25 protein-coding genes are annotated in these 19,523 nt (G+C 65.2%); 8 read left to right on the forward strand and 17 right to left on the reverse strand.

The genetic code is table 11. The features are described from left to right. Positions 1-8: 8 nt before the first annotated feature. Complete coding sequence (locus XI02_RS01870) at positions 9-569, forward strand: TIGR00645 family protein (protein ID WP_016847642.1); 561 nt, start codon at positions 9-11, stop codon at positions 567-569. Positions 570-574: 5 nt separating this feature from the next. Here the strand turns inward: XI02_RS01870 and XI02_RS01875 are convergent, their stop codons facing one another. After that, positions 575-1,231, reverse strand: coding sequence for a carbonic anhydrase (locus tag XI02_RS01875; RefSeq protein ID WP_016847641.1), 657 nt, complete (start codon positions 1,229-1,231; stop codon positions 575-577). Positions 1,232-1,373: 142 nt separating this feature from the next. Between XI02_RS01875 and XI02_RS01880 the strand changes: the two genes are divergently transcribed. Next, complete coding sequence (locus XI02_RS01880; RefSeq protein WP_172646121.1) at positions 1,374-2,252, forward strand: CoA ester lyase; 879 nt, start codon at positions 1,374-1,376, stop codon at positions 2,250-2,252. A 96-nt stretch (positions 2,253-2,348) separates the two neighbouring features. Here XI02_RS01880 and XI02_RS01885 read toward each other — a convergent pair whose 3' ends face one another. The 5 genes from XI02_RS01885 to XI02_RS01905 all read right to left on the reverse strand — a co-directional run bounded on the left by XI02_RS01885 (position 2,349) and on the right by XI02_RS01905 (position 5,323). After that, entirely contained in the window at positions 2,349-2,711 is a 363-nt protein-coding gene (locus XI02_RS01885; RefSeq protein WP_069277257.1) for a cytochrome c, read from the reverse strand. A 28-nt stretch (positions 2,712-2,739) separates the two neighbouring features. After that, positions 2,740-3,153, reverse strand: coding sequence for a DUF6455 family protein (locus XI02_RS01890; RefSeq protein WP_069277258.1), 414 nt, complete (start codon positions 3,151-3,153; stop codon positions 2,740-2,742). 76 nt (positions 3,154-3,229) lie between these two features. Continuing rightward, positions 3,230-4,039 (reverse strand): hypothetical protein, encoded by an 810-nt coding sequence (locus XI02_RS01895; protein ID WP_016847637.1) that lies wholly within the window; start codon positions 4,037-4,039, stop codon positions 3,230-3,232. Positions 4,040-4,132: 93 nt separating this feature from the next. Beyond that, positions 4,133-4,735 carry a 3-isopropylmalate dehydratase small subunit gene (gene leuD / locus XI02_RS01900; protein WP_016847636.1) on the reverse strand — a complete coding sequence of 201 codons (603 nt, stop codon included), beginning with the start codon at positions 4,733-4,735 and terminating at the stop codon, positions 4,133-4,135. 189 nt (positions 4,736-4,924) lie between these two features. Further along, positions 4,925-5,323, reverse strand: a complete 399-nt coding sequence (locus tag XI02_RS01905) for a metallopeptidase family protein (RefSeq protein WP_016847635.1) — start codon at positions 5,321-5,323, stop codon at positions 4,925-4,927. A 115-nt stretch (positions 5,324-5,438) separates the two neighbouring features. On the opposite strand from XI02_RS01905, the gene XI02_RS01910 reads away from it, so the two are divergent. The 3 genes from XI02_RS01910 (at position 5,439) to XI02_RS01925 (ending at position 7,026) form a co-directional block, all read left to right on the forward strand. Beyond that, entirely contained in the window at positions 5,439-5,765 is a 327-nt protein-coding gene (locus XI02_RS01910) for a hypothetical protein (RefSeq protein WP_172646120.1), read from the forward strand. A 561-nt stretch (positions 5,766-6,326) separates the two neighbouring features. Continuing rightward, positions 6,327-6,560 (forward strand): hypothetical protein, encoded by a 234-nt coding sequence (locus XI02_RS01920; protein ID WP_016847632.1) that lies wholly within the window; start codon positions 6,327-6,329, stop codon positions 6,558-6,560. A gap of 127 nt (positions 6,561-6,687) precedes the next feature. Further along, the gene (locus XI02_RS01925) at positions 6,688-7,026 is read left to right on the forward strand and encodes a hypothetical protein (protein ID WP_194483499.1); all 339 of its coding nucleotides are present in this window, start codon (positions 6,688-6,690) and stop codon (positions 7,024-7,026) included. Between the two features lie 75 nt (positions 7,027-7,101). Here the strand turns inward: XI02_RS01925 and XI02_RS01930 are convergent, their stop codons facing one another. Beyond that, entirely contained in the window at positions 7,102-7,395 is a 294-nt protein-coding gene (locus XI02_RS01930; RefSeq protein ID WP_016847630.1) for a DUF1330 domain-containing protein, read from the reverse strand. A gap of 96 nt (positions 7,396-7,491) precedes the next feature. On the opposite strand from XI02_RS01930, the gene XI02_RS45930 reads away from it, so the two are divergent. Next, positions 7,492-7,626, forward strand: a complete 135-nt coding sequence (locus XI02_RS45930; RefSeq protein ID WP_256438826.1) for a hypothetical protein — start codon at positions 7,492-7,494, stop codon at positions 7,624-7,626. Between the two features lie 113 nt (positions 7,627-7,739). Here XI02_RS45930 and XI02_RS01935 read toward each other — a convergent pair whose 3' ends face one another. From XI02_RS01935 to XI02_RS01960, 6 genes are all read right to left on the reverse strand, one after another. Continuing rightward, positions 7,740-7,949, reverse strand: coding sequence for a hypothetical protein (locus XI02_RS01935; protein ID WP_016847629.1), 210 nt, complete (start codon positions 7,947-7,949; stop codon positions 7,740-7,742). A gap of 110 nt (positions 7,950-8,059) precedes the next feature. Next, positions 8,060-9,466, reverse strand: coding sequence for a 3-isopropylmalate dehydratase large subunit (leuC, locus tag XI02_RS01940; protein WP_016847628.1), 1,407 nt, complete (start codon positions 9,464-9,466; stop codon positions 8,060-8,062). A 372-nt stretch (positions 9,467-9,838) separates the two neighbouring features. After that, on the reverse strand, positions 9,839-10,219 hold the full coding sequence (rplS, locus tag XI02_RS01945; RefSeq protein WP_018269387.1) for a 50S ribosomal protein L19: 381 nt from the start codon (positions 10,217-10,219) through the stop codon (positions 9,839-9,841). Positions 10,220-10,328: 109 nt separating this feature from the next. Further along, on the reverse strand, positions 10,329-11,090 hold the full coding sequence (gene trmD / locus XI02_RS01950) for a tRNA (guanosine(37)-N1)-methyltransferase TrmD (protein ID WP_172646119.1): 762 nt from the start codon (positions 11,088-11,090) through the stop codon (positions 10,329-10,331). A 9-nt stretch (positions 11,091-11,099) separates the two neighbouring features. Then, positions 11,100-12,182: a zinc-binding alcohol dehydrogenase family protein gene (locus XI02_RS01955; RefSeq protein WP_172646118.1), complete on the reverse strand. Its 1,083-nt coding sequence runs from the start codon at positions 12,180-12,182 to the stop codon at positions 11,100-11,102. 227 nt (positions 12,183-12,409) lie between these two features. Next, the gene (locus tag XI02_RS01960) at positions 12,410-13,609 is read right to left on the reverse strand and encodes an MFS transporter (protein WP_172646117.1); all 1,200 of its coding nucleotides are present in this window, start codon (positions 13,607-13,609) and stop codon (positions 12,410-12,412) included. Between the two features lie 169 nt (positions 13,610-13,778). Here XI02_RS01960 and gcvA point away from each other — a divergent pair, with 169 nt between their 5' ends. After that, positions 13,779-14,690, forward strand: coding sequence for a transcriptional regulator GcvA (gcvA, locus tag XI02_RS01965; RefSeq protein WP_172646116.1), 912 nt, complete (start codon positions 13,779-13,781; stop codon positions 14,688-14,690). 10 nt (positions 14,691-14,700) lie between these two features. On the opposite strand, the gene rimM is transcribed toward gcvA, so the two are convergent. The 3 genes from rimM to ffh all read right to left on the reverse strand — a co-directional run bounded on the left by rimM (position 14,701) and on the right by ffh (position 17,218). Continuing rightward, positions 14,701-15,234, reverse strand: coding sequence for a ribosome maturation factor RimM (gene rimM / locus XI02_RS01970; RefSeq protein ID WP_172646115.1), 534 nt, complete (start codon positions 15,232-15,234; stop codon positions 14,701-14,703). An 18-nt stretch (positions 15,235-15,252) separates the two neighbouring features. After that, positions 15,253-15,585 carry a 30S ribosomal protein S16 gene (rpsP, locus tag XI02_RS01975; protein WP_016847621.1) on the reverse strand — a complete coding sequence of 111 codons (333 nt, stop codon included), beginning with the start codon at positions 15,583-15,585 and terminating at the stop codon, positions 15,253-15,255. 85 nt (positions 15,586-15,670) lie between these two features. Then, a complete protein-coding gene (ffh, locus tag XI02_RS01980) occupies positions 15,671-17,218 on the reverse strand; it encodes a signal recognition particle protein (RefSeq protein ID WP_018269389.1) in 1,548 nt (515 codons plus the stop codon). Positions 17,219-17,597: 379 nt separating this feature from the next. Here ffh and XI02_RS01985 point away from each other — a divergent pair, with 379 nt between their 5' ends. Then, positions 17,598-18,662, forward strand: a complete 1,065-nt coding sequence (locus XI02_RS01985) for an MBL fold metallo-hydrolase (RefSeq protein ID WP_172646114.1) — start codon at positions 17,598-17,600, stop codon at positions 18,660-18,662. A 141-nt stretch (positions 18,663-18,803) separates the two neighbouring features. On the opposite strand, the gene XI02_RS01990 is transcribed toward XI02_RS01985, so the two are convergent. Further along, complete coding sequence (locus tag XI02_RS01990; protein ID WP_172646113.1) at positions 18,804-19,520, reverse strand: SIMPL domain-containing protein; 717 nt, start codon at positions 19,518-19,520, stop codon at positions 18,804-18,806. Positions 19,521-19,523 lie beyond the last annotated feature (3 nt).

Here is a 19,523-nt window from a genome sequence, read left to right on the forward strand (position 1 = left end):
CGCGTGCCATGGCGGAAGCGGAAGAACCGGCGACCTACCGGCCCAATCCGACGCTGAAGCGCGTCGAAAGAAGCTTCGAAAGCCTGCTCTTCAACAGCCGCTGGCTGATGGCGCCGTTCTATTTCGGCCTCGTCATCAGCCTCGCGGCACTGCTGCTCAAGTTCTGCATGGAGCTGTGGCACTTCATCCTGCATGTGCCGGATGCCAAGGAATCCGACATCATCCTCGGCGTGCTCGCCCTGATCGACATCTCGCTGACCGGCAATCTGATCCTGATCGTGGTGTTTTCCGGTTACGAGAACTTCGTCTCGAAGATCGATCCGGAAGGGCACCCGGATTGGCCGGACTGGATGACCAAGGTCGATTTCGGCGGCCTGAAGCAAAAACTGCTGGCGTCGATCGTCGCGATCTCGGCCATTCAGGTGCTGAAGGCGTTCATGAACATCGATACCGTCTTCGATCCCAGCAAGCTCGCCTGGCTGGTCGGCGTGCACCTGGTGTTCGTGGTCTCGGCCTTCATGCTCGCGATCTCCGACCGCTGGGGTAGCGGCCATCACGGCGGGGAGTAGAGACGCTATCCGCCTGATTGCAGCTGGTCGCGGACGCTGATGAATTCCTTCGCGACCCGGTCGAGCACGAACAGCGAGCCTTCGGCGACGCCGAAATAGGCGCCGTGCAGCTGCATCTCGCCGCTCTCCACGCGCTCGCGCACGAACGGGAAGGTCATCAGGTTCTCCAGCGAGCGGAACACCGCGGCCTTCTCGATGCGGACGACGAAGTCCTGCATCGTCTCATGCTCGCGTTGCTCGACGACTTCGCCGGGCTTGATGAACATCTGCATCCATTTGCCGATGAAGTCGCCGGGGGTGAGTGGCTTGATCTTGTCGACGAAGGCGCGGATGCCGCCGCACTGCGCGTGGCCCAGCACCACGATATTCTTCACCTTCAAAACGGTCACGGCGTATTCCAGCGCGGCCGAGACGCCATGGGCGTTGCTGTCGGGCTGATAGACCGGAACCAGGTTCGCGATGTTGCGGACCACGAACAATTCGCCGGGGCCGGCGTCGAAGATCACCTCCGGCGAGACGCGGGAATCGCAGCAGCCGATCACCATGGTCTCGGGAAACTGGCCGCGCTCCGACAGGTCGCGATAGCGCGACTGTTCGGTCGGCAGCCGCTGGGTCGCGAACGTCCGGTAGCCGTCGATCAACTGCTTCGGAAAGAATTTCATGGCCTCTGGCTAACCACATGCGGGTAACGGGAACAAGACTTTCGGCGTGTGGCCTGAGATGATACGGCAGCGTTGAAGAATGGTTCCGCCCGATGCCCAAACAATGGACACTGGCGGAGCCCAAGCCCCCAGGAGAATGTCGATGACCCGTCCGCGCCGCAGCCTGTTGTTCATGCCGGGATCGAATGCACGGGCGCTGGAAAAGGCCCGGACGCTGCCGGCGGACGGCATCATCCTCGACCTGGAGGATTCCGTGGCTCCCGACGCGAAGGCCGCAGCCCGGGAGCAGATCGCCAAGGCGGTCGCGGCCAAGGGCTTTGGCAAGCGCGAGGTCCTGATCCGCATCAACGCGCTCGACACGCCCTGGTGGGTCGACGACATCGGCATGGCCGGCAAGGCGCAGCCGGACGGGATCCTGGTTCCCAAGATTTCGACCGTCGACGATCTCAACGCCGTCGCCGATCGCCTCAGCGACATCAATGCACCTGCCTCGATCCGGGTCTGGGCGATGATCGAGACCGCGCGCGCGGTGCTCGACGCCGACAAGCTGGCCGCGGCCTCGAAGGATTCCGAAACCCGGCTCGCCGGCTTCGTGTTCGGGCCGAACGACATTGCGCGCGAAACCCGGATCCGGATGAAGCCGGGCCGCGCGGCGATGATCCCGATGATCACGCATTGCATCCTGGCGACCCGCGCGCACGGGCTCGAGATCCTCGACGGGCCCTACGGCGACATCAGCAATGTCGACGGCTTCGCCGAGGAATGCGCGCAGGGCCGCGATCTCGGCTTCGACGGCAAGACGCTGATCCATCCGAGCCACATCGATGCCTGCAACGCGATCTTCACGCCGCCCGAAGCTGAGGTCGCCGAGGCGCGCAAGATCATAGCCGCCTTCGAGAAGCCGGAGAACGCCTCGCGCGGCGCGATCCAGCTCGACGGCCGCATGGTCGAGCGCCTGCACGCCGAGATGGCGAAGCGCACAATCGCGATCGCGGACGCGATCGCCGCGATGCGGCAGTGATAATCACCGATCCAGAAGCAGTTCGCGGGAAGAGAACGCCCAAAGCTGGCATCTAGAGTTTGGGTTCTGATTGAATCAGAACCGAGACTGATCCCGCTAGTAGTCTCGCTTCAGGCTCATAATGTAATTTGCGAGGTCATCGGCCTCACTCGGCCCGATGATGATGTTCGGCATCGTCGGATGACTGGTCTTCAGGAAGACCTTCAACGAGAGCGTGGTGGTCGAGGGGCGGTCGGCAACGGCGGCGAAGTCCGGCGGCACTTTCTTCACACCCGTGATGATGGGGCCGATGGCATGGCATTCCATGCACCAAGCTTCAGCCAGCCGATGTCCGGCAGCGACGCTCTCCGCGGGCTGTTCCGCACCGTTGGCCTGATGCAGACGCAACAGGAAAAGTGCGGCCGCCACGATCAGGACGACCAGCAATGCACGACGCCAGACGACGTACCGATTCAGCATCGATGCACCTTCGAACTCTGAGCTGCGGTTAGCGGCGTCCGGCCTCGCCCAGCGCGTCGATCGTCGCAGCGTTCAGGCAGTATTGATGATAGCGTGTACTGGACGTCCCGGTGGCGAGATCGTGCTCGCACTGCCGCTTATGGCCGCACAGGCTGCAGACCCGCTCCATGTCGCGCAGCACCAAGGGTTCGGTGCGCGCCAGCTTCTCTTCATCGATCCCGAGCGCCTCGAGCAGCTTGGGCAACTCGTCGGCGCTGTGTGGTCCCTGGCGCACCAGCGCCGCGAGGTCGTCGCGGCTGACCCGCAGGTCGCCTGCAATCTGGTTGAGACTTGCATCGTCGAGTTCGCGCAGTTCACGAAGCTCCCGCCGATGCTTCAGCCAGCTGCCGAACACGTCGATCAGATACTCGACGGCAGGATACGTCCGAGCTTCTGTGGTCATGGGGTGCCTCCAAGATAGAATGGCTGTCCCATATGAGGCCTTCTGCGCGGCCTGACCTTGCGGCAGATCAAATTGGCTAAGGCTTGCTCAAGGTGTTCCGTTGGCCGAAGCGCTGCGCCGCCCACGCGTAGAGGCTGCCTGGGATCGGTGCCGCCTTGCCGCGTCCCTTCGGCGAGATGTGCAGGCCGATGATCCCGGGATCATTCAGGTAGCGCGAAAAATCCGACGGCTCGAAGAATAGCCTCGGCTCGGCATGCACGGCGTAGAATGATCGCTTCGGCAGCGCGTGCTGCAATTCGTCGGCGCGGCGCGCCAGCGCGGTCAGTGCCGCCGGGCCGTAGATCGCGACACGGATGTCGGCGAGGCGATTGGATTTGCCGCGCAGCCGGCGCATCGCAAAGGTCAGGCGATGGCGCAGCGCCAGCCAGTCCGGAATCAGCTCGTCCTGCTGCATCAGCGCTTCGAACGCGCGCACGATGGGATCATTTTGCGGCAGATACAGCACGGAGTTGCCGAGCTGCCGCGGCCGCTCCCAGGCAAAATAGGGCTTTGCCGGATCGAGCTCGACGCCCTTCAGCAGCAGCACGTCGGCGTCGAGCCAGAGGCCGGCGCGCTGCGCCATCAGCCGCATGCGGAAGAAGTCGCTGAACTGCAGCATGGTCCAGTCGCGCCACGAGCCGTCGGGCTCCGCCGGGCGCAGCTTCTCCGCGAACGAATGCGGCAGCACGGCTTCGGCCTCGGCATTGCCGACACCCTCGGGCAGGCCGGGTATCGGATCGAAGCTGTAGACGGTGACCTTGTGCCCCGCCGCCACCTGCGAGCGCAGGCAGGTCTGGCGTAGCGCATCCATCGAGCCGTGCCAGAAGGTGACGATGTCAGGCAGCATGCGCGTCAGCTATCAGCGGGTTTGCGGCGAGCGAATTTGGCAAAGAAAAGCCCCGGCGCCTGACGGCACCGGGGCACGATGATGCGCTGAGCCTCAAGCCCAGGCGCGTTCCTTGAGCTTGGTCTCGTAGCTGTCGATCGACGCCTTCTTCTCCATCGTCAGGCCGATGTCGTCGAGGCCGTTGATCAGGCAGTGCTTGCGGAACGGATCGATCTCGAACTTGACCTTGCCGCCGTCGGGACCGCGGATCTCCTGGTTGGGGAGGTCGATGGTCAGTGTCGCGTTGGCGCCGCGCTCGGCGTCGTCGAACAGCTTGTCGAGGTCCTCCTGCGACACGCGGATCGGCAGGATGCCGTTCTTGAAGCAGTTGTTGTAGAAGATGTCGCCGAACGAGGTCGAGATCACGCAGCGGATGCCGAAATCGAGCAGCGCCCAGGGCGCGTGCTCGCGGCTCGAGCCGCAGCCGAAATTGTCGCCGGCGACCAGCACCTTCGCGTTGCGATAGGCGGGCTGGTTGAGGACGAAATCGGGGTTCTCGCTGCCGTCATCCTTGTAGCGCTGCTCGGAGAAAAGCCCCTTGCCAAGGCCGGTGCGCTTGATGGTCTTGAGGTACTGCTTCGGAATGATCATGTCGGTGTCGACATTGATGATCTTCAGCGGCGCCGCGACGCCTTCCAGCGTGGTGAACTTGTCCATCGGTGCTCTTCCCGGGCAAAAAATAGCGGATATCGGCTGGATGTTTATCGCGAATGTGACAGCGGTAAAAGGGCCATTTCTGCAGGGCTGGAGCCCTTTTCCGTACCGATGAAATCGGAACGAGGCTCCAGCTTCTTGTTTTGACGCGTTTTCTTCACGCGAACTGGTCCCACTTCGCTCGAGAACGCTTTAGCCCGCATCGGCCTCAATCGCCTCCATATCGGCGTCGGAGAGGCCGAAATGGTGCCCGATCTCGTGGATCAGCACGTGGCGGACGATGTGGCCGAGGGTCTCGTCGTGCTCGGCCCAGTAGTCCAGGATCGGTCGGCGGTACAGCCAGACCAGGTTGGGCAGCCGGGCCACGTCGCTATGGCTCTGCTGCGGCAGGCCGATGCCCTGAAACAGGCCGAGCAAGTCGAACTCGCTCTCGGCCTGCATCTCGTCGAGCACCTCATCGGTCGGGAAATCGTCGACGCGGATGATCAGCCCCTCGCAGAGGGCCCGGAACGTCTTGGGCAGGCGCTCGAAGACCTCGTGCGCCATGGCCTCCATCTCGGCGAGCGAGGGGGCTTTTTCTGTGGTCCACATGACACTCCTTTAGCGCGAGTGCTATCGGCGACGCCAGCGCAGTTGACCTTGGCGGCGCAATGGGAGACCGTGCCGCCCACGAATGGGGCTCAAGAATCGAGCTTGGGTGGGCGTAATGAAACGGATCGTGGCGGCAGCGTTGTTGGCTGTAGCAGTCGGGCTCTCGCTCCCGGCGACGGGAGCGCAGGCTCAGAGCGCGGCAGCTGAGGCGCGCGTCGGCGAGGCGGCACCGGTCGTGCGCGAGCGCGTCGTCGAGCGCCGCCGGCTGAAGCGCGTGCCGATCTACCGGTCCCGGCCCGATCATTGGGAACCCGATGTCATCCCGCGCTACAATCCCGGTCCGAACGCCGTGCGCGACTGCACTGCGACCTATGTGCAGGAGCATCGGCCGAGCGGTACCGTGATCACGCCGCGCATGAACTGCTTCTGGCGGCCGGGCTAGTTGCGCGTATGTCGGCGCGTCGCGCCGATCATTGCAACAGCCGCGATCAATCCCATCGATCCATAGACCGCGACCGCCATCAGCAATTGCGTGAGATGGCTTGCAGTGCCCATGGCGCCGCCCGGTCCTCGCGAGGCGAGCGCGACATCAATTGAAATGATGGAACCGCCGAGCGCTGCCGTGCCGAGTGCCAATCATTTGCGCGGGCCTTGCTGTGCCATTGGCGATGTCCTGCGAGAAGCACCTCACAACATGCGACCATAGTCTATGCCGGATTTACGCATCGACACCAAAAATCCTGCGGCCGTGTCGGAACCTGAAGCGCGCTCGCAGCATTCATGATCGTGGCGCAGTTATTCACTTCCCATTCACGTCGTCCGCATTCTGCTTGCGATCTGCGTCGCGGCAACGGGGGTCGATTCGAAAGCTCAAGCGTTTTCCAGCGGAGCCTGTCCCGCACGTGATGCGGGATGGACGTCGGCTCGCGTGAAGAAAACGCGTCAAAGCAAGATCTGATCGTTCGTTGCAAGACGTGACTTAAAGGGATCAAGGAGACAATTCATGAAGGCGATGAAGGTTCTGGGACTGGCGGCCGTCGGTGCCGTGTTGGTGTTGGCGGCGCCGGCCGAGCGTGCAAGCGCTATGTCGCTCGCTACGCCGGGCACAGCCGCAACGGTTCAGGACAACGCGAACCAGACGACCACGCAGGTACGCTGGGGCGGACGCGGCTGGCATCGTGGCTGGCATCGCGGACATCACCGCGGCTGGGGGCATCGTCGCCACTGGCGCCGTTGATCGCGCGGCGTATCAGCGCAGATGAGACACAGGCCCGTGAGCAGCGGGCCTGTTGTCGTTCTCAGCCATCAAACCGGCAGATTCGCCCACGCGAGATGATATCAATCGCAATCTGCAGGAGTTGATCATGATGAGATGGATCGGTGTTGCGGCTGTCGCGTGTGCATTCGCGTTGACGGCGCCGGCATCGGCAACCGCCGCGGCATCGGCCAAGCCGCAGGCCGCGGCACCGCAGCGGCAAGCAGGCAAGGCAACTGATATCAGCGCGCAGCGCCATCATCACCATTACCATCGTCGCCACTATCACCACGGCTACCGTCCCTATTACCGGCCGTACTACCGGCCCTATTCCTATTATCGGCCGTACGGCTCCTATTATTACGGGCGGCCCTCTTACTATCGGCCGTACCCATATGCCGCGCCGGCGCCATTCACCTTCGGCTTCGGGTTCGGCCCGTTCTGGTGATGCGCGCAGTCGCGCTGGGCGCGACATCAGCGCTGCAACGAGAGAGCGGCTCCGATCGGAGCTGCTCCGCTCGCCTCAGGGCGCGAAGCCCTTCGCCAGCAGCACAATGCCCTGCGCGCCCGCCTTGCGATCCCTCGAGATCTCGACATATTCGGGCGATTCCGACCAGGCACGGAATGCGGCTTCGTCAGGGAACGACATCAGTACCAGCTTGTCGCGATCCCAGCTGCCCTCGAGCACCGCGGGCTGCTCGTCGGCCGACAGCAGGCGTCCGTTGAACTTCCTGAACACGTCGAAGAAGCGCGCCTGATACCGATCATAGGCGGCGCGATCGGTCATCTTGAGTTGCACGATCACATAGACAGTCACTGGCGTTCCTCCGGACGTTTCGTCGCTGCGTTTTGCGCGTTCATGGCGCATTCACTCAGCGGTTTCTAGACTAGCGTCATGCCGGGAGCGACTGCAATGAACGCAATGAAGCCGGCTGCCATCAGCGTGGTGCTTGTTGCCGTTGTCAGGGAGGTCGGATCTGCCGGCCGTGGTGGCACCACCGCCACTACTGGCGGCCGTACCGGGTCTATTGGTAATGGTCTGAAATGACAGCGGGCGCCTCACGGCGCCCGTCTTGTTGGATCACTCTCTTTGCGCGCTGGAGCGTGTTCGAGCGAAGTGGACGCCGGTTGGCGTGAAGAAACCGCGTCAAGAATGAAGCGCTAATCCCAGTTCTTCAGCTTCCAGGACTTTATCTTCCACGGCGTCAGGTTTTCCATCCGCCATTGCGTCCAGCGCTCCGGCGGCCAGTGGCTGAGGCGCGAGGTTTCCTTCACCTCGGGGAGCGGATCGATGATGCGCGCTACTGCACGACGGCGCTTCTGGCGCGTCGCGTCGCTGATCATGTCGACGAATTCGGGTTTATCGGCCACGGCACGCGCTCCTTGCGAAGGCTCGTTTTCGCAGGGAGGCAGTGTGCGTGCGCCCCGTTAACGAGCCGTTTCCGAAACGGCTCGAGCTTGAGACGAAACCCGCGCTTGCCTTACCGCCAGTCGCGGACGTCGACGAAGTGTCCGGCGATCGCGGCGGCCGCGGCCATCGCGGGCGAGACCAGATGGGTGCGGCCCTTGAAGCCCTGGCGGCCCTCGAAGTTGCGGTTCGAGGTCGAGGCGCAGCGCTCTTCCGGCTTCAGCTTGTCCGGGTTCATCGCAAGGCACATCGAGCAGCCCGGCTCGCGCCAGTCGAAGCCGGCCGCAATGAAGATCTTGTCGAGGCCTTCGGCTTCCGCCTGCTCCTTCACGATGCCCGAGCCCGGCACGATCATCGCGTTGACATTGGCGTTGACGGTCTTGCCCTCGGCGATCTTCGCGGCGGCGCGCAGGTCCTCGATGCGGCCGTTGGTGCAGGAGCCGATGAAGACGCGGTCGAGCTTGATGTCGGTGATCTTCGTGCCGGCGGTCAGGCCCATATATTTCAGCGCGCGATGCTTGGAGATGCGCTTGGCCTCGTCGGCGATCTTGTCCGGATCGGGCACGAAGCCGGTCACCGAGATGACGTCCTCAGGGCTCGTGCCCCAGGTGACGATCGGCGGCAGCTTGGCGGCATCGAGGCGGATCTCGTGGTCGAAATGCGCGCCCTCGTCGGAGCGCAGCGTCTCCCAGTAGCGCATCGCGGCGTCCCAGGCGGCGCCCTTCGGCGCCTTCGGGCGGTCGCGCAGGAAGTCGAACGCCTTCTGGTCGGGCGCAACCAGGCCGGCGCGCGCGCCGCCTTCGATCGACATGTTACAGACCGTCATGCGGCCTTCCATCGAGAGCGCACGGATCGCCTCGCCGGCATATTCCAGCACGTAGCCGGTGCCGCCGGCGGTGCCGATCTCGCCGATGATCGCCAGGATGATGTCCTTGCCGGTCACGCCTTCGGGCAACTTGCCGTCGACGATCGCGCGCATGTTCTTGGCCTTCTTCTGGATCAGCGTCTGCGTCGCCAGCACATGCTCGACCTCGGAGGTGCCGATGCCGTGCGCGAGCGCGCCGAACGCGCCATGCGTCGAGGTGTGGCTGTCACCGCAGACGATGGTGGTGCCGGGCAGCGTAAAACCCTGCTCCGGGCCGATGACGTGAACGATGCCCTGGCGCTTGTCGAATTCGTTGTAATACTCGATGCCGAATTCCTTGGCGTTCTCGGCCATCACCCGCATCTGCTCGATGCTTTCAGGGTCGGGGTTCGGCTTCGAACGATCGGTGGTCGGGATGTTGTGGTCGACGACGGCGAGCGTCTTCTCGGGCGCGTGCACCTTGCGGCCGGCGGCGCGCAGCCCTTCGAACGCCTGCGGCGAGGTCACCTCGTGCACCAGGTGGCGATCGATATAGAGCAGGCAGGTGCCGTCGTCGGCCTCGTGGACCAGATGGTCGTTCCAGATCTTGTCGTACAGCGTTGTCGGTTTGGACATGAGCTTCAGCTCCAGAAGAAATTCAGTGGTGGAATGGCATGAGCGCGTCTTAAGCGAGCGGACAGGCGAAAGCGTCCAGGCAGCGTTACGCTGCGCGTCTAAGCTCGGACGTTGCCGACGTCGCAAAGCGCCCGAAGAAGCGGCCGGGCAGCCGCGAGCGATCGTCGATCACGACGCGCTTGCAGGTCTGACTTGGGCACTGACTTGGGCAGCGCTGGCTTGCTTGATCCGGAACCATTCTAAATTTCTAACACAGGGCTCGCGCCCGCGACAATCGATCCAGGCGCGGGCCTGCACGTCAGATAGGTATGCCGCAACAAAAAAGCGCGGGGGCAGGCCCCGCGCTTTCGGTCACATCCCCCGAGGGAAACGTTACTCGCCGACGGCGGTCTGGCGGTCCTGCTTCTCGACGATGCGGGCCGACTTGCCGCGCAGGTTGCGCAGATAATAAAGCTTGGCGCGACGAACCTTGCCGCGACGCACGACCTTGATCGAGTCGATCATCGGCGACATCACCGGGAAGACGCGCTCGACGCCTTCGCCGTAGGATATCTTGCGCACGGTGAAGCTCTCGTTGAGGCCCTGGCCGGAACGACCGATGCAAACGCCCTCATAGGCCTGCACGCGGGTACGCTCGCCTTCGACCACCTTCACGTTGACGATGACGGTGTCGCCGGGGCCGAATTCCGGGATATCCTTGGTGGCGGCGAGCTTGTCGAACTGCTCTTTTTCGAGCTGCTGAATAAGGTTCATTGAAATCTCCATCGGCGGCGCGCCCAGCCTTTCGCGGGCTGCGCAAACGTCCATCTATCCTGCGCGGGTGCGGATTTGGCCGCCCGTATAAGGCAAAGCGCAGGGTTTGTCACCCGTCTGTCTTGTTTTTTGTCCCTCGCGGAGCGGCTTTTTGGCCGGCCTTGCGGGCCCAGAGATCGGGCCGCCGGGCCGCCGTCAGGGCCTCGGACTGGGCCAGCCGCCAGGCCGCGACCTTGGCGTGATCGCCGGAAATCAGGATTTCCGGAATTGGCCGGCCCTCGAACTCCTGCGGGCGGGTGTATTGAGGGTATTCCAGTAGTCCTTCGGAAAAGCTTTCCTCGGTTCCCGAGGCCCGTTTGCCCATCACCCCCGGCAGCAGGCGGACGCAGGCGTCGATCAGGGCCATCGCGGCGATTTCGCCGCCGGACAGCACATAATCGCCGATCGAGACCTCCTCGAGACCCCGCGCCTCGATCACCCGCTGGTCGATGCCCTCGAAGCGGCCGCAGACGATCAGGGGGCCGGGCCCGGCCGCCAACTCCGCGACCTGGGTCTGGGTCAATGGCCGACCGCGCGGGCTCATCAAGAGGCGCGGGCGGTCAGGCGCGATGTCAGCGGCGTCGATCGCCGCCGCCAGGACATCGGCCCGCAGCACCATGCCCGGGCCGCCGCCGGCCGGAGTGTCGTCGACGCTGCGGTGCTTGTCGGTGGCCGAGGCCCGGATGTCGCGCGCCTCCAGCCCCCAGAGCCCGCCAGCCAGCGCCTTGCCGGCGAGGCTCACGCCGAGCGGCCCCGGAAACATGTCCGGGAACAGGGTCAGCACGGTGGCGCGCCATGGTGTCGCCGGGGCTGGGGTGTCTCGCGATGTCATGGCCTCTGGTTACGGCACCACGGCCGTGAGGTCGAGGCTCTGCATCATCGCGGCCGCATCCACCGCACGGCGGAAGTCGGCAAGCTTGAACGTCGCGACATTGATCTTGCGCAGGTCCAGCAGGCCTTCGGCGGCGAGGCCGGCGAGTTGGCCTGGTGCCGTACGGTCGTACATGAACTGCCCGACCACCTCCCAGTCATTGGCCAGCATCTCGCGGAACGAGAGTTCGAGCGGCACCTCGGCGCTGCCCATCAGCACCATCCGGCCGCCACGCCTGAGCGCGCGCAGAGAGGACAGTGTGGTCGACGTGCTCTTGGCGGCGCCGAGCAGATCGAGCGCGACATCGGCGCTGCCGCCGGCGGCGCGGCGGATGACTTGAAGGTCGGCTGCGGCATCGCCGCTGACAACGGCGGGAATGACGCGCGGGCCGAATGCATCGCGCAACTGCTCGAGCGCGGCCTCCTTGCGTCCGACCGCGACGACGCGGCCCGCGCCCATCGCGACCGCGAGCATCACGCCGCCCGAACCGAAATAGCCGGTCGCGCCGTTGACGATGATGGTCTGGCCGCCGCGCAGGCCGGAGCGCTGCAATCCGCCGAACGGCACGATCAGTTTTGCGAGCCCGATCAATTCGGTGGCCGGCTTGTCGTCGAGATTGGCAAGCGGCGTGACGCAGGCGGCCGGCCAGTGCGCGATCTCCGCGAACACACCGTCGCGCCAGCGCGTCTGCAAGGCGAACGCTTCCGGCGTCGTCACCGTCGCGGTGAGGCCGATCAGGATCTGCGGCGGATCGCGATCCGGGACGTCGCCGCGCAGATGCGGGCTGAGGAACACGCGGTCGCCGCTTTGCACATGGGTGACGTTCTCGCCGGCGGCGACCACGCGCGCGATCGCATTGGTGCCCGGCACGAACGGCATCGGCGGCAGGCTGTAGGGCAGCGCGCCCGACAAAAGCTTGTTGGTATAGGACAGCACCATGCCGGCCTCGATCCGCACCACGGCGCCATCGGGCGCGGGCTTCGGCGTCGCGACATCCTCGAAGCGGAGATCATTGTGGGCGTGCAGCCGCCAGGCCTTGTGCGTGCTTGTCATTATCATCCTCCGTGGCACCATTGCTTAGGTAGCCCGGATGGAGCGAAGCGCAATCCGCTCCAACCTCCCCTTGAAAAGGGGAGGTCGCTTTGCTCGCAAGAGCAAAGCGGGTGGGGATCAGTTCTGTCGGCTTGCAGCGTCGCCCGCGGCTGACCCCCATCCCGACCTTCCCCCTTTTGGGGGGAAGGAGACGACAGGCCGTAACCCGGGCTTAGGCACGACATGCGTCACGCCGCCTTCGGATCGTCAGCGAGATGCCGCGCGAGCACGACCGCAAGCGGACAGATCGCCAGCGCCGTGAGCGCGGTCGCCGCCGTCGCGAGCGTCGGGCCGAGCGCGTCGCCAAGCAAACCGTAGAGCACCGGCGCGATCGCGCCCGACCCGATCGTTCCGGTATAGAACAGCGCGAAGGCGCGTTCGGTCTGGTGCGCGGGGGTAAGCTCGGGCACCGTACCGTAGAGCACCGATGACGTGCCGTTGAGCATCACGCCGAGCAGCGGCAGCAGCACGATGGCCGGTGCGAGCGGCAGAGCCAGCACGGCTGCGATCAGCGCCGCCGTGCCGCCTTCGGTGATCAGCACGGTGCGCAACGTGCCGACCCGCTCGCCGAGCCAGCCGCAGGTGAATTTTCCCGCGGCGCCGCCGATGAAGACCAGCGCCAGCGCGAGGCCGTTGGTCGGCAGCGAGGCGCCCTTGTCGCGCAACAGGAACGGCAGGAAGGTGAGAAAGCCCATCCTGACCGCGGTGTCGAGAATTCCGATCGCGAGCAGCCAGCGAAAGCCGCCGCCTGTGCTGGCGCCGCGCGATGCTGATGTCGCCTTGTGCTCGGCGCCCTTGCCGACCGAGGGCATCCAGAGCGCGATGCAGACCGCGACCAGCAGGCCTGCGAAAGCCAGCACGAGCAGCGTGTGCCGCCATGACATGATCACGAGCAGGATCGAGGTCAGCGCCGGGATCGCCGCCTTGCCGAGATCGCCCGAGAAATTGTAGACGCCGAGCGGCCCGCGCGCCGCCGTGCCATAGGCGCGCGACACCGCGGCGGAAGCGATCGGATGCTGCGTGCTCGACCCCGCGCCGGAGAGCGCGAGGGCGAGGCCGAGGCCAATGACACCGCCGGAGAATCCGGCAAACGCGTAGCCGAGCGCCGACAGCGCCGTGCCCGCGATCAGGATGATCTTGCCGTCGATCCGCTCCGCGATGCGTCCGACCGGAATCTGCAGCCCGGCCATGGCGCCGGCATAGAGCCCGCGCAGCAGCGCCAGCAGGCCGTAGCTCAACGCGAATTCGGCCTGCCAGACCGGCAGCAGCACGTAGATGACGTCGGTGTAGCCGTCGTGGAGGGCGTGATTGAGCCCGGTCACGGTCAGGGTGCGGGTTGACCGGGCACGGTCGGGCCGCGTTGCGCCGGTTTCAGCCGACACGCTCATTGCCGTCCTCCAGTGCAAGAAAATCTAAAGTCTGGACGGGGGGCATCAGGCGGAGACCTCAGAAAAGAAAGCCATGTAAGCAGCTTGCATGCAGTATGCGCGGCCGAAGCCGTTGTCACAAATCAGTAATAGTCGCATCATGCGTTAGAAAATCTTGTATTGAGGGATCATGTTCGTCCCACGCCGCAGCCTGCCGCCACTCAATGCGGTCCGCGCCTTCGAGGCCGCCGCACGCCTCGGCAGCTTCAAGGAGGCCGCCGCCGAGCTCAGTGTGACCCATGGCGCGGTCAGTCAGCAGATCCGCCTGCTCGAGGAATGGCTGGGCGCCCCGTCGTTGTTTCGGCGATCGGTGCGGCGCGTGGTGCTGACGCCGGCAGGCGCGGCATTGCTGGCAGAGTTCGCACCCGCGCTCGACCGGATTTCCGCCGCCGTGCAGCAGCATCGCGAGCGGCGCGGCGATGTGGCGGTCGCGGTGTTGCGCGTCAATGCGCTCGCGACCTTCAGCCTGCGCTGGCTATTACCACGGATGAGCCGGTTTCGCGCCGAGCATCCCGATATCGAGGTGCGCCTTAGCACGTCGAACGATCCGGTGGATGCGCTGCCTGAACCATTCGACGTCGTGATCCGCGGTGGCCCCGACACCTTCCACGGCTTCTCGTCACGCTTCCTGGTGTCGGAGCGGAGATTGCCGGTGTGCAGTCCGAAGCTATCAGCGCAACTGCCGCTGCGTGAGATCGCGGACCTGTCACGGCATACGCTGCTGCATGTCACGTCGATGCCGCGGCTGTGGCGCGACTGGCTCACCGAGGCCGGGCAATCCGCGCTGGAGCCGGCGGCCGCGCTGACCTTCGATCATTTCTATCTGACGATCCAGGCCGCGCTCGATGGTCTCGGCGTCGCGATGGGACCGACCGCGCTGATCGCAGACGATCTCGCGGCCGGGCGCCTGGTGACGCCGTTTCCGGATGTCAGCCTGCCGGCGCGGAGCTACTTCGCGTATTTTCCCGCAGGCCGCAGCAGCGATCCGCACAGCGCGGTGTTCTGCGACTGGCTCGAGCAGCAGGGCCGGATGACGGGCTGATATTCTTGGTTCAGGCGGCCGACGGATCGTTGCCGTCGATCTCATCGTCGATTTCCTTGGGCAGGTCGATCACCACGCGGCCGCCTTCGAGATCGACAGTCGGCACCACGGCATTGGTGAATGGCAGCAGCATCGTCGCGCCCTGCGGCGGGGCGATCTCGATGATGTCGCCGGCGCCGAAATTGTGGATCGCAATCACCTTGCCGAGCGGCTGCTCCGTCGTCGTCACCGCGGCGAGCCCGATCAAATCGGTGTGGTAGTATTCGCCGTCGTCGGTGTCCGGCAGCCGGTCGCGCGGAACGTAGAGCTCGAGGCCGTTGAGTCGTTCGGCATCATCGCGGCTGGCGACGCCCTTCAGCGTCACCACCAGATGGTCCTTGGCCTCGCGCGCATGTGTGACCTCGAACTGGCGCGTGCCGTCCTTGGTCATCAGCGGGCCGTAGTCCTTCACGGCCAGCGGATCTTCGGTGAAGGTCCAAAGCCTGACGGCGCCACGCACGCCATGCGCAGCGCCGATACGGGCGACACAGACCGGTGCAGCCACCGTGGTCGCCGTTCAGCCTTAAGCCTTGGCGGCAGCTTCGGCCTGCGCCTTGCGCTCCTTGCGCGGCACGGCCTTTTCCGGGTTGTTGCGCGGCGCGCGCTTCTTGACGCCGGCGGCGTCGAGGAAGCGGGTCACGCGATCCGACGGCTGCGCGCCCTTGGCGAGCCAGGCCTTCACCTTGTCCATGTCGAGCTTCAGGCGCGACTCGTTGTCCTTCGGCAGCAGCGGGTTGAAGTGGCCGAGACGCTCGATGAAGCGGCCATCGCGCGGGAAGCGCGAGTCGGCGACGACGACGTGATAGACCGGACGCTTCTTGGTGCCTGCGCGAGCGAGGCGGATAACAACGGACATTCAGTTCTCCTTCAAAGGTCGATGTGTTCGATTGATTGGCATTCCGCGTCGCGCCGGCCACGTGTGAGCCGTCGCGACGAATTCCTCATTTCTTCTTGCCCGGGAAGCCGCCGAGGCCCGGCAGCATCGGCTTGCCGGAAAGGCCGGTCAGGCCCGGCACGTTCGGCAAGCCGCCGCGCAAACCGGCGGGCAAATCCTTCGGCAGGTTCGGCAGGCCGCCGCCGGCGCCGCCCTGCATCTTCTCGGCGAGCGCCTTCATCTCCTCGGCCGAGGGTGGCTTCATGCCGCCGCCGAATCCCATCGCCTGCGCGATGCCGGCGAGCGGGCCGCGCTTGCCGCTTCCCATGGCCTTCATCATGTCGGCCATGTTCCGGTGCATCTTCAAGAGCTTGTTGACGTGCTCGACGCTCTGGCCGGCGCCCGCCGCGATGCGCTTCTTGCGGCTCGCCTTCAAGATGTCCGGGTTCTTGCGCTCCTGCCGCGTCATCGAATCGATGATCGCGACCTGGCGCTTCAGGATCTTGTCGTCGATGCCGGCCGCGGCGATCTGGTTCTTCATCTTGGAGATGCCGGGCATCATGCCCATCAGGCCGCCGATGCCGCCCATATTGGCCATCTGCTGTAGCTGTTCGCGCATGTCGTTGAGGTCGAACTGACCCTTGCGCATCCGCTCGGCGGTGCGCGCGGCCTTCTCGGCGTCGATATTGGCGGCGGCCTTCTCGACCAGCGAGACGACGTCGCCCATGCCGAGGATGCGGCCGGCGATGCGGTTCGGATGGAAGTCCTCCAGCGCGTCGGTCTTTTCGCCGGTGCCGATCAGCTTGATCGGCTTGCCGGTGACGGCGCGCATCGACAGCGCGGCGCCGCCGCGGCCGTCGCCGTCGACGCGGGTCAGCACGATTCCGGTGAGGCCGACGCGCTCATCGAACGAGCGCGCGAGGTTGACTGCGTCCTGGCCCGTGAGGGAGTCCGCGACCAGCAGCACTTCATGCGGGTTGGCGGCGGCTTTGATCTCGGCCGCCTCCTTCATCATGTCTTCGTCGAGCGTGGTGCGGCCGGCGGTGTCGAGCAGCACGACGTCGTAGCCGCCGAGCTTGCCGGCCTCTAGCGCGCGCCTTGCGATCTGCGGCGGCATCTGGCCGGCGACGATCGGCAGCGTCGGAATGTCGAGGTCGCGGCCGAGCACCGCGAGCTGCTCCATCGCCGCCGGGCGATAGACGTCGAGCGAGGCCATCAGCACCTTGCGCTTGTCGCGCTGGACCATACGGCGCGCGAGCTTCGCGGTGGTGGTGGTCTTACCGGAGCCTTGCAGACCAACCATCATGATCGGCACCGGCGGGACGGAGTTGATATCTATGGTCTGGCCGTCGGAACCGAGCGTGGCGACGAGCTCGTCATGGACGATCTTCACCACCATCTGGCCTGGCGTCACCGACTTGACGACGGTGGCGCCGATCGCCTGCTCGCGGACCCGGTCGATGAAGCTGCGGACCACCTCGAGCGCGACGTCGGCCTCGAGCAGCGCGCGGCGCACCTCGCGCATCGCGGCGTCGACGTCCTTTTCGGTCAGCGCGCCGCGCCCCGTCAGACGATCGAGAATGCCACCAAGCCGTTCCGACAGATTGTCGAACAATGCCGTTGTCCTTCGTTGCGCCCGTGAGCGCGCTTATTTCGCTTCTGGTCATGACCCGCTTTTGCGGGTGATGACCACATAGTCCGCCTTGGCGTCAGGCCAAGACGATGGTCCCAAACACTTTCGCGCCCGAGGGCGCATCGCGCTGTCGGGCGTTGGCCTCTGGCCTCCAGGACCAGTCGGCGGGTCGAAAAGACGGGGCTTTCCGAGAAAGTGGCCGGGTTAAACGCTGCCGGGGCGGCAAAGTCAAGGAAAGTTTCGCTGAAATCCGCTTAGCTTGGACAGTAAGGTACTGAAATCATGTCGATTTGCCGTCCTGGTTCCGAATTCGCCGCTGCCACCCATATAACCGGAGCCTGCCTCCTATTCCGGAACCCGCGTGCTGATCACCCGCCGCCGCCTGCTTGCAACCTTGACCGGAGCCGCCGCGGCGATCGGCGTGCCCTCGATCTGGATGTCTCTTATGAAAACCTACGACGGCCCCGCCTCCGATCATTTCGACGGCCTGCACTTCTTCGATCCGGACGGCTCGCCGCCGAAATCGCTTGGTGAGGTGCTGCGCTGGCAGTTCGGGGGCGGCCGGCAGCGCGCGGTCTGGCCGGAATGGGCGCCAAGCCCCCATGCCGATACGCCGCCGCCCCGCGTCGATGGCGACAGGGTGCGGTTCTGCTTCGTCGGTCATGCCAGCTGGCTGATCCAGACCGCGGGCCTCAACATCCTGTTCGATCCGGTCTGGTCGATGCGCGCCTCACCGTTCAGCTTCGCCGGGCCGAAGCGGCACAACGATCCCGGCATCGCATTCGAGAAACTGCCCAGGATCGATGTCGTGCTGGTGTCGCACGGCCACTACGATCATCTCGACGTCGCGACGCTGTCGAGACTTGCGGGGGCATTTGGTCCTCGCGTGATCACGCCGCTCGGCAACGACGTCACGATGCGTACGTCCGATGCTGCGATCAAAGCCGAGGCGTTCGACTGGCATCAGCGCATCGAGCTCGGCAATGGCCTTGCCGCGACGCTGGTGCCGACGCGGCACTGGTCGGCGCGCGGGCTGTTCGATCGCAACAAGGCGCTGTGGGCGAGTTTTGTTTTGGAGACGCCGGCCGGCAAGCTCTACATCGTCGGCGATTCCGGTTACGGCGACGGGGGGCATTTCCGCCGGGTGGCCGAGGCGCATGGCCCGCTCAGGCTCGCGATCCTGCCGATCGGCGCCTACGAGCCGCGCTGGTTCATGCGCGACCAGCACATGAACCCGGAGGATGCGGTGAAGGCGTTGGCCGATTGCGGCGCCGCCCAGGCGCTGGCGCATCACCACGGCACATTCCAGTTGACCGACGAGGCGATCGACGCGCCCGCGATCGCGCTTGGCGAAGCGCTCGACGCGGCGAGCGTGCCGCGCGAGAAGTTTCTGACGTTGAAGCCCGGGCAGGTGTTCGAGATTTAGCGTCGTCCCGGCGAAGGCCGGGACCCATTACCACCGAATTTGGTTGTGAACGGAATCGTGGCCCCAGCGTCGCGCAACAATCAATATTTGGGGTAATGGGTCCCGGCCTTCGCCGGGACGACATCAATTGGCCACCTTGAATTACTTCTCCTTGATCGCCCAGGAGACGCTGACATTGACCGTCAGCGTTTCTTCGCCTTGCGCCACCGGCGTCGGCGCGGCGAAGCCTGCCGTGGCCATCTTGGGACGGAACACAGGGACCGGCGCCGCGCCGACCTCCGCGATATTTACGGGCGCGCCGAGCGTGACGCCGGCGGCCTTGGCGTAGATCTCGGCCTTGCGGCGGGCGTCGGCGATCGCCTTCTCGCGGGCGTCATCGAGCAGCTTCGAGGCCTGCGACACCGAGAAATTGAGCCCGCCGATATCATTGGCGCCGGCGCCGACCAGCACGTCAATGACGCTGGCGACCTTGCTCACATCGTGCAGCCTGATCGTGACGCGATTGCTCGCGTGGTAACCGACGATGCTGGGCGGGGCGCTCGGCGACGACGGCCCACGATTGGCGAATTGCGGCTGCAGCGACAGCCGCGAGGTCTGAAAGTCCTTCTCCGCGATCCCGGCGCCCTTCAGCGCGGCCAGCACCTTGCCCATCGTCACATTGTTGGCGTCGGCGGCTTCGCGCGCGGTCTTGGCGTCGGTGGTGACGCCCGCGTCGAGCTGCGCCTGGTCGGGCGGCGCCGACACGGTCGCCTCGCCGGTGACCGAAATCGCCGGCGGAAAGTCGTCATTGGCCAGTACGGGCGCGGCCAGCAGCGTGGTCGCGATCAGGGTGGCGGCGAAGGGGAGACGGTGGGTCATCTG

Source organism: Bradyrhizobium sp. CCBAU 21365 (assembly GCF_015291305.1).
Classification (GTDB): Bacteria; Pseudomonadota; Alphaproteobacteria; order Rhizobiales; family Xanthobacteraceae; genus Bradyrhizobium; species Bradyrhizobium elkanii.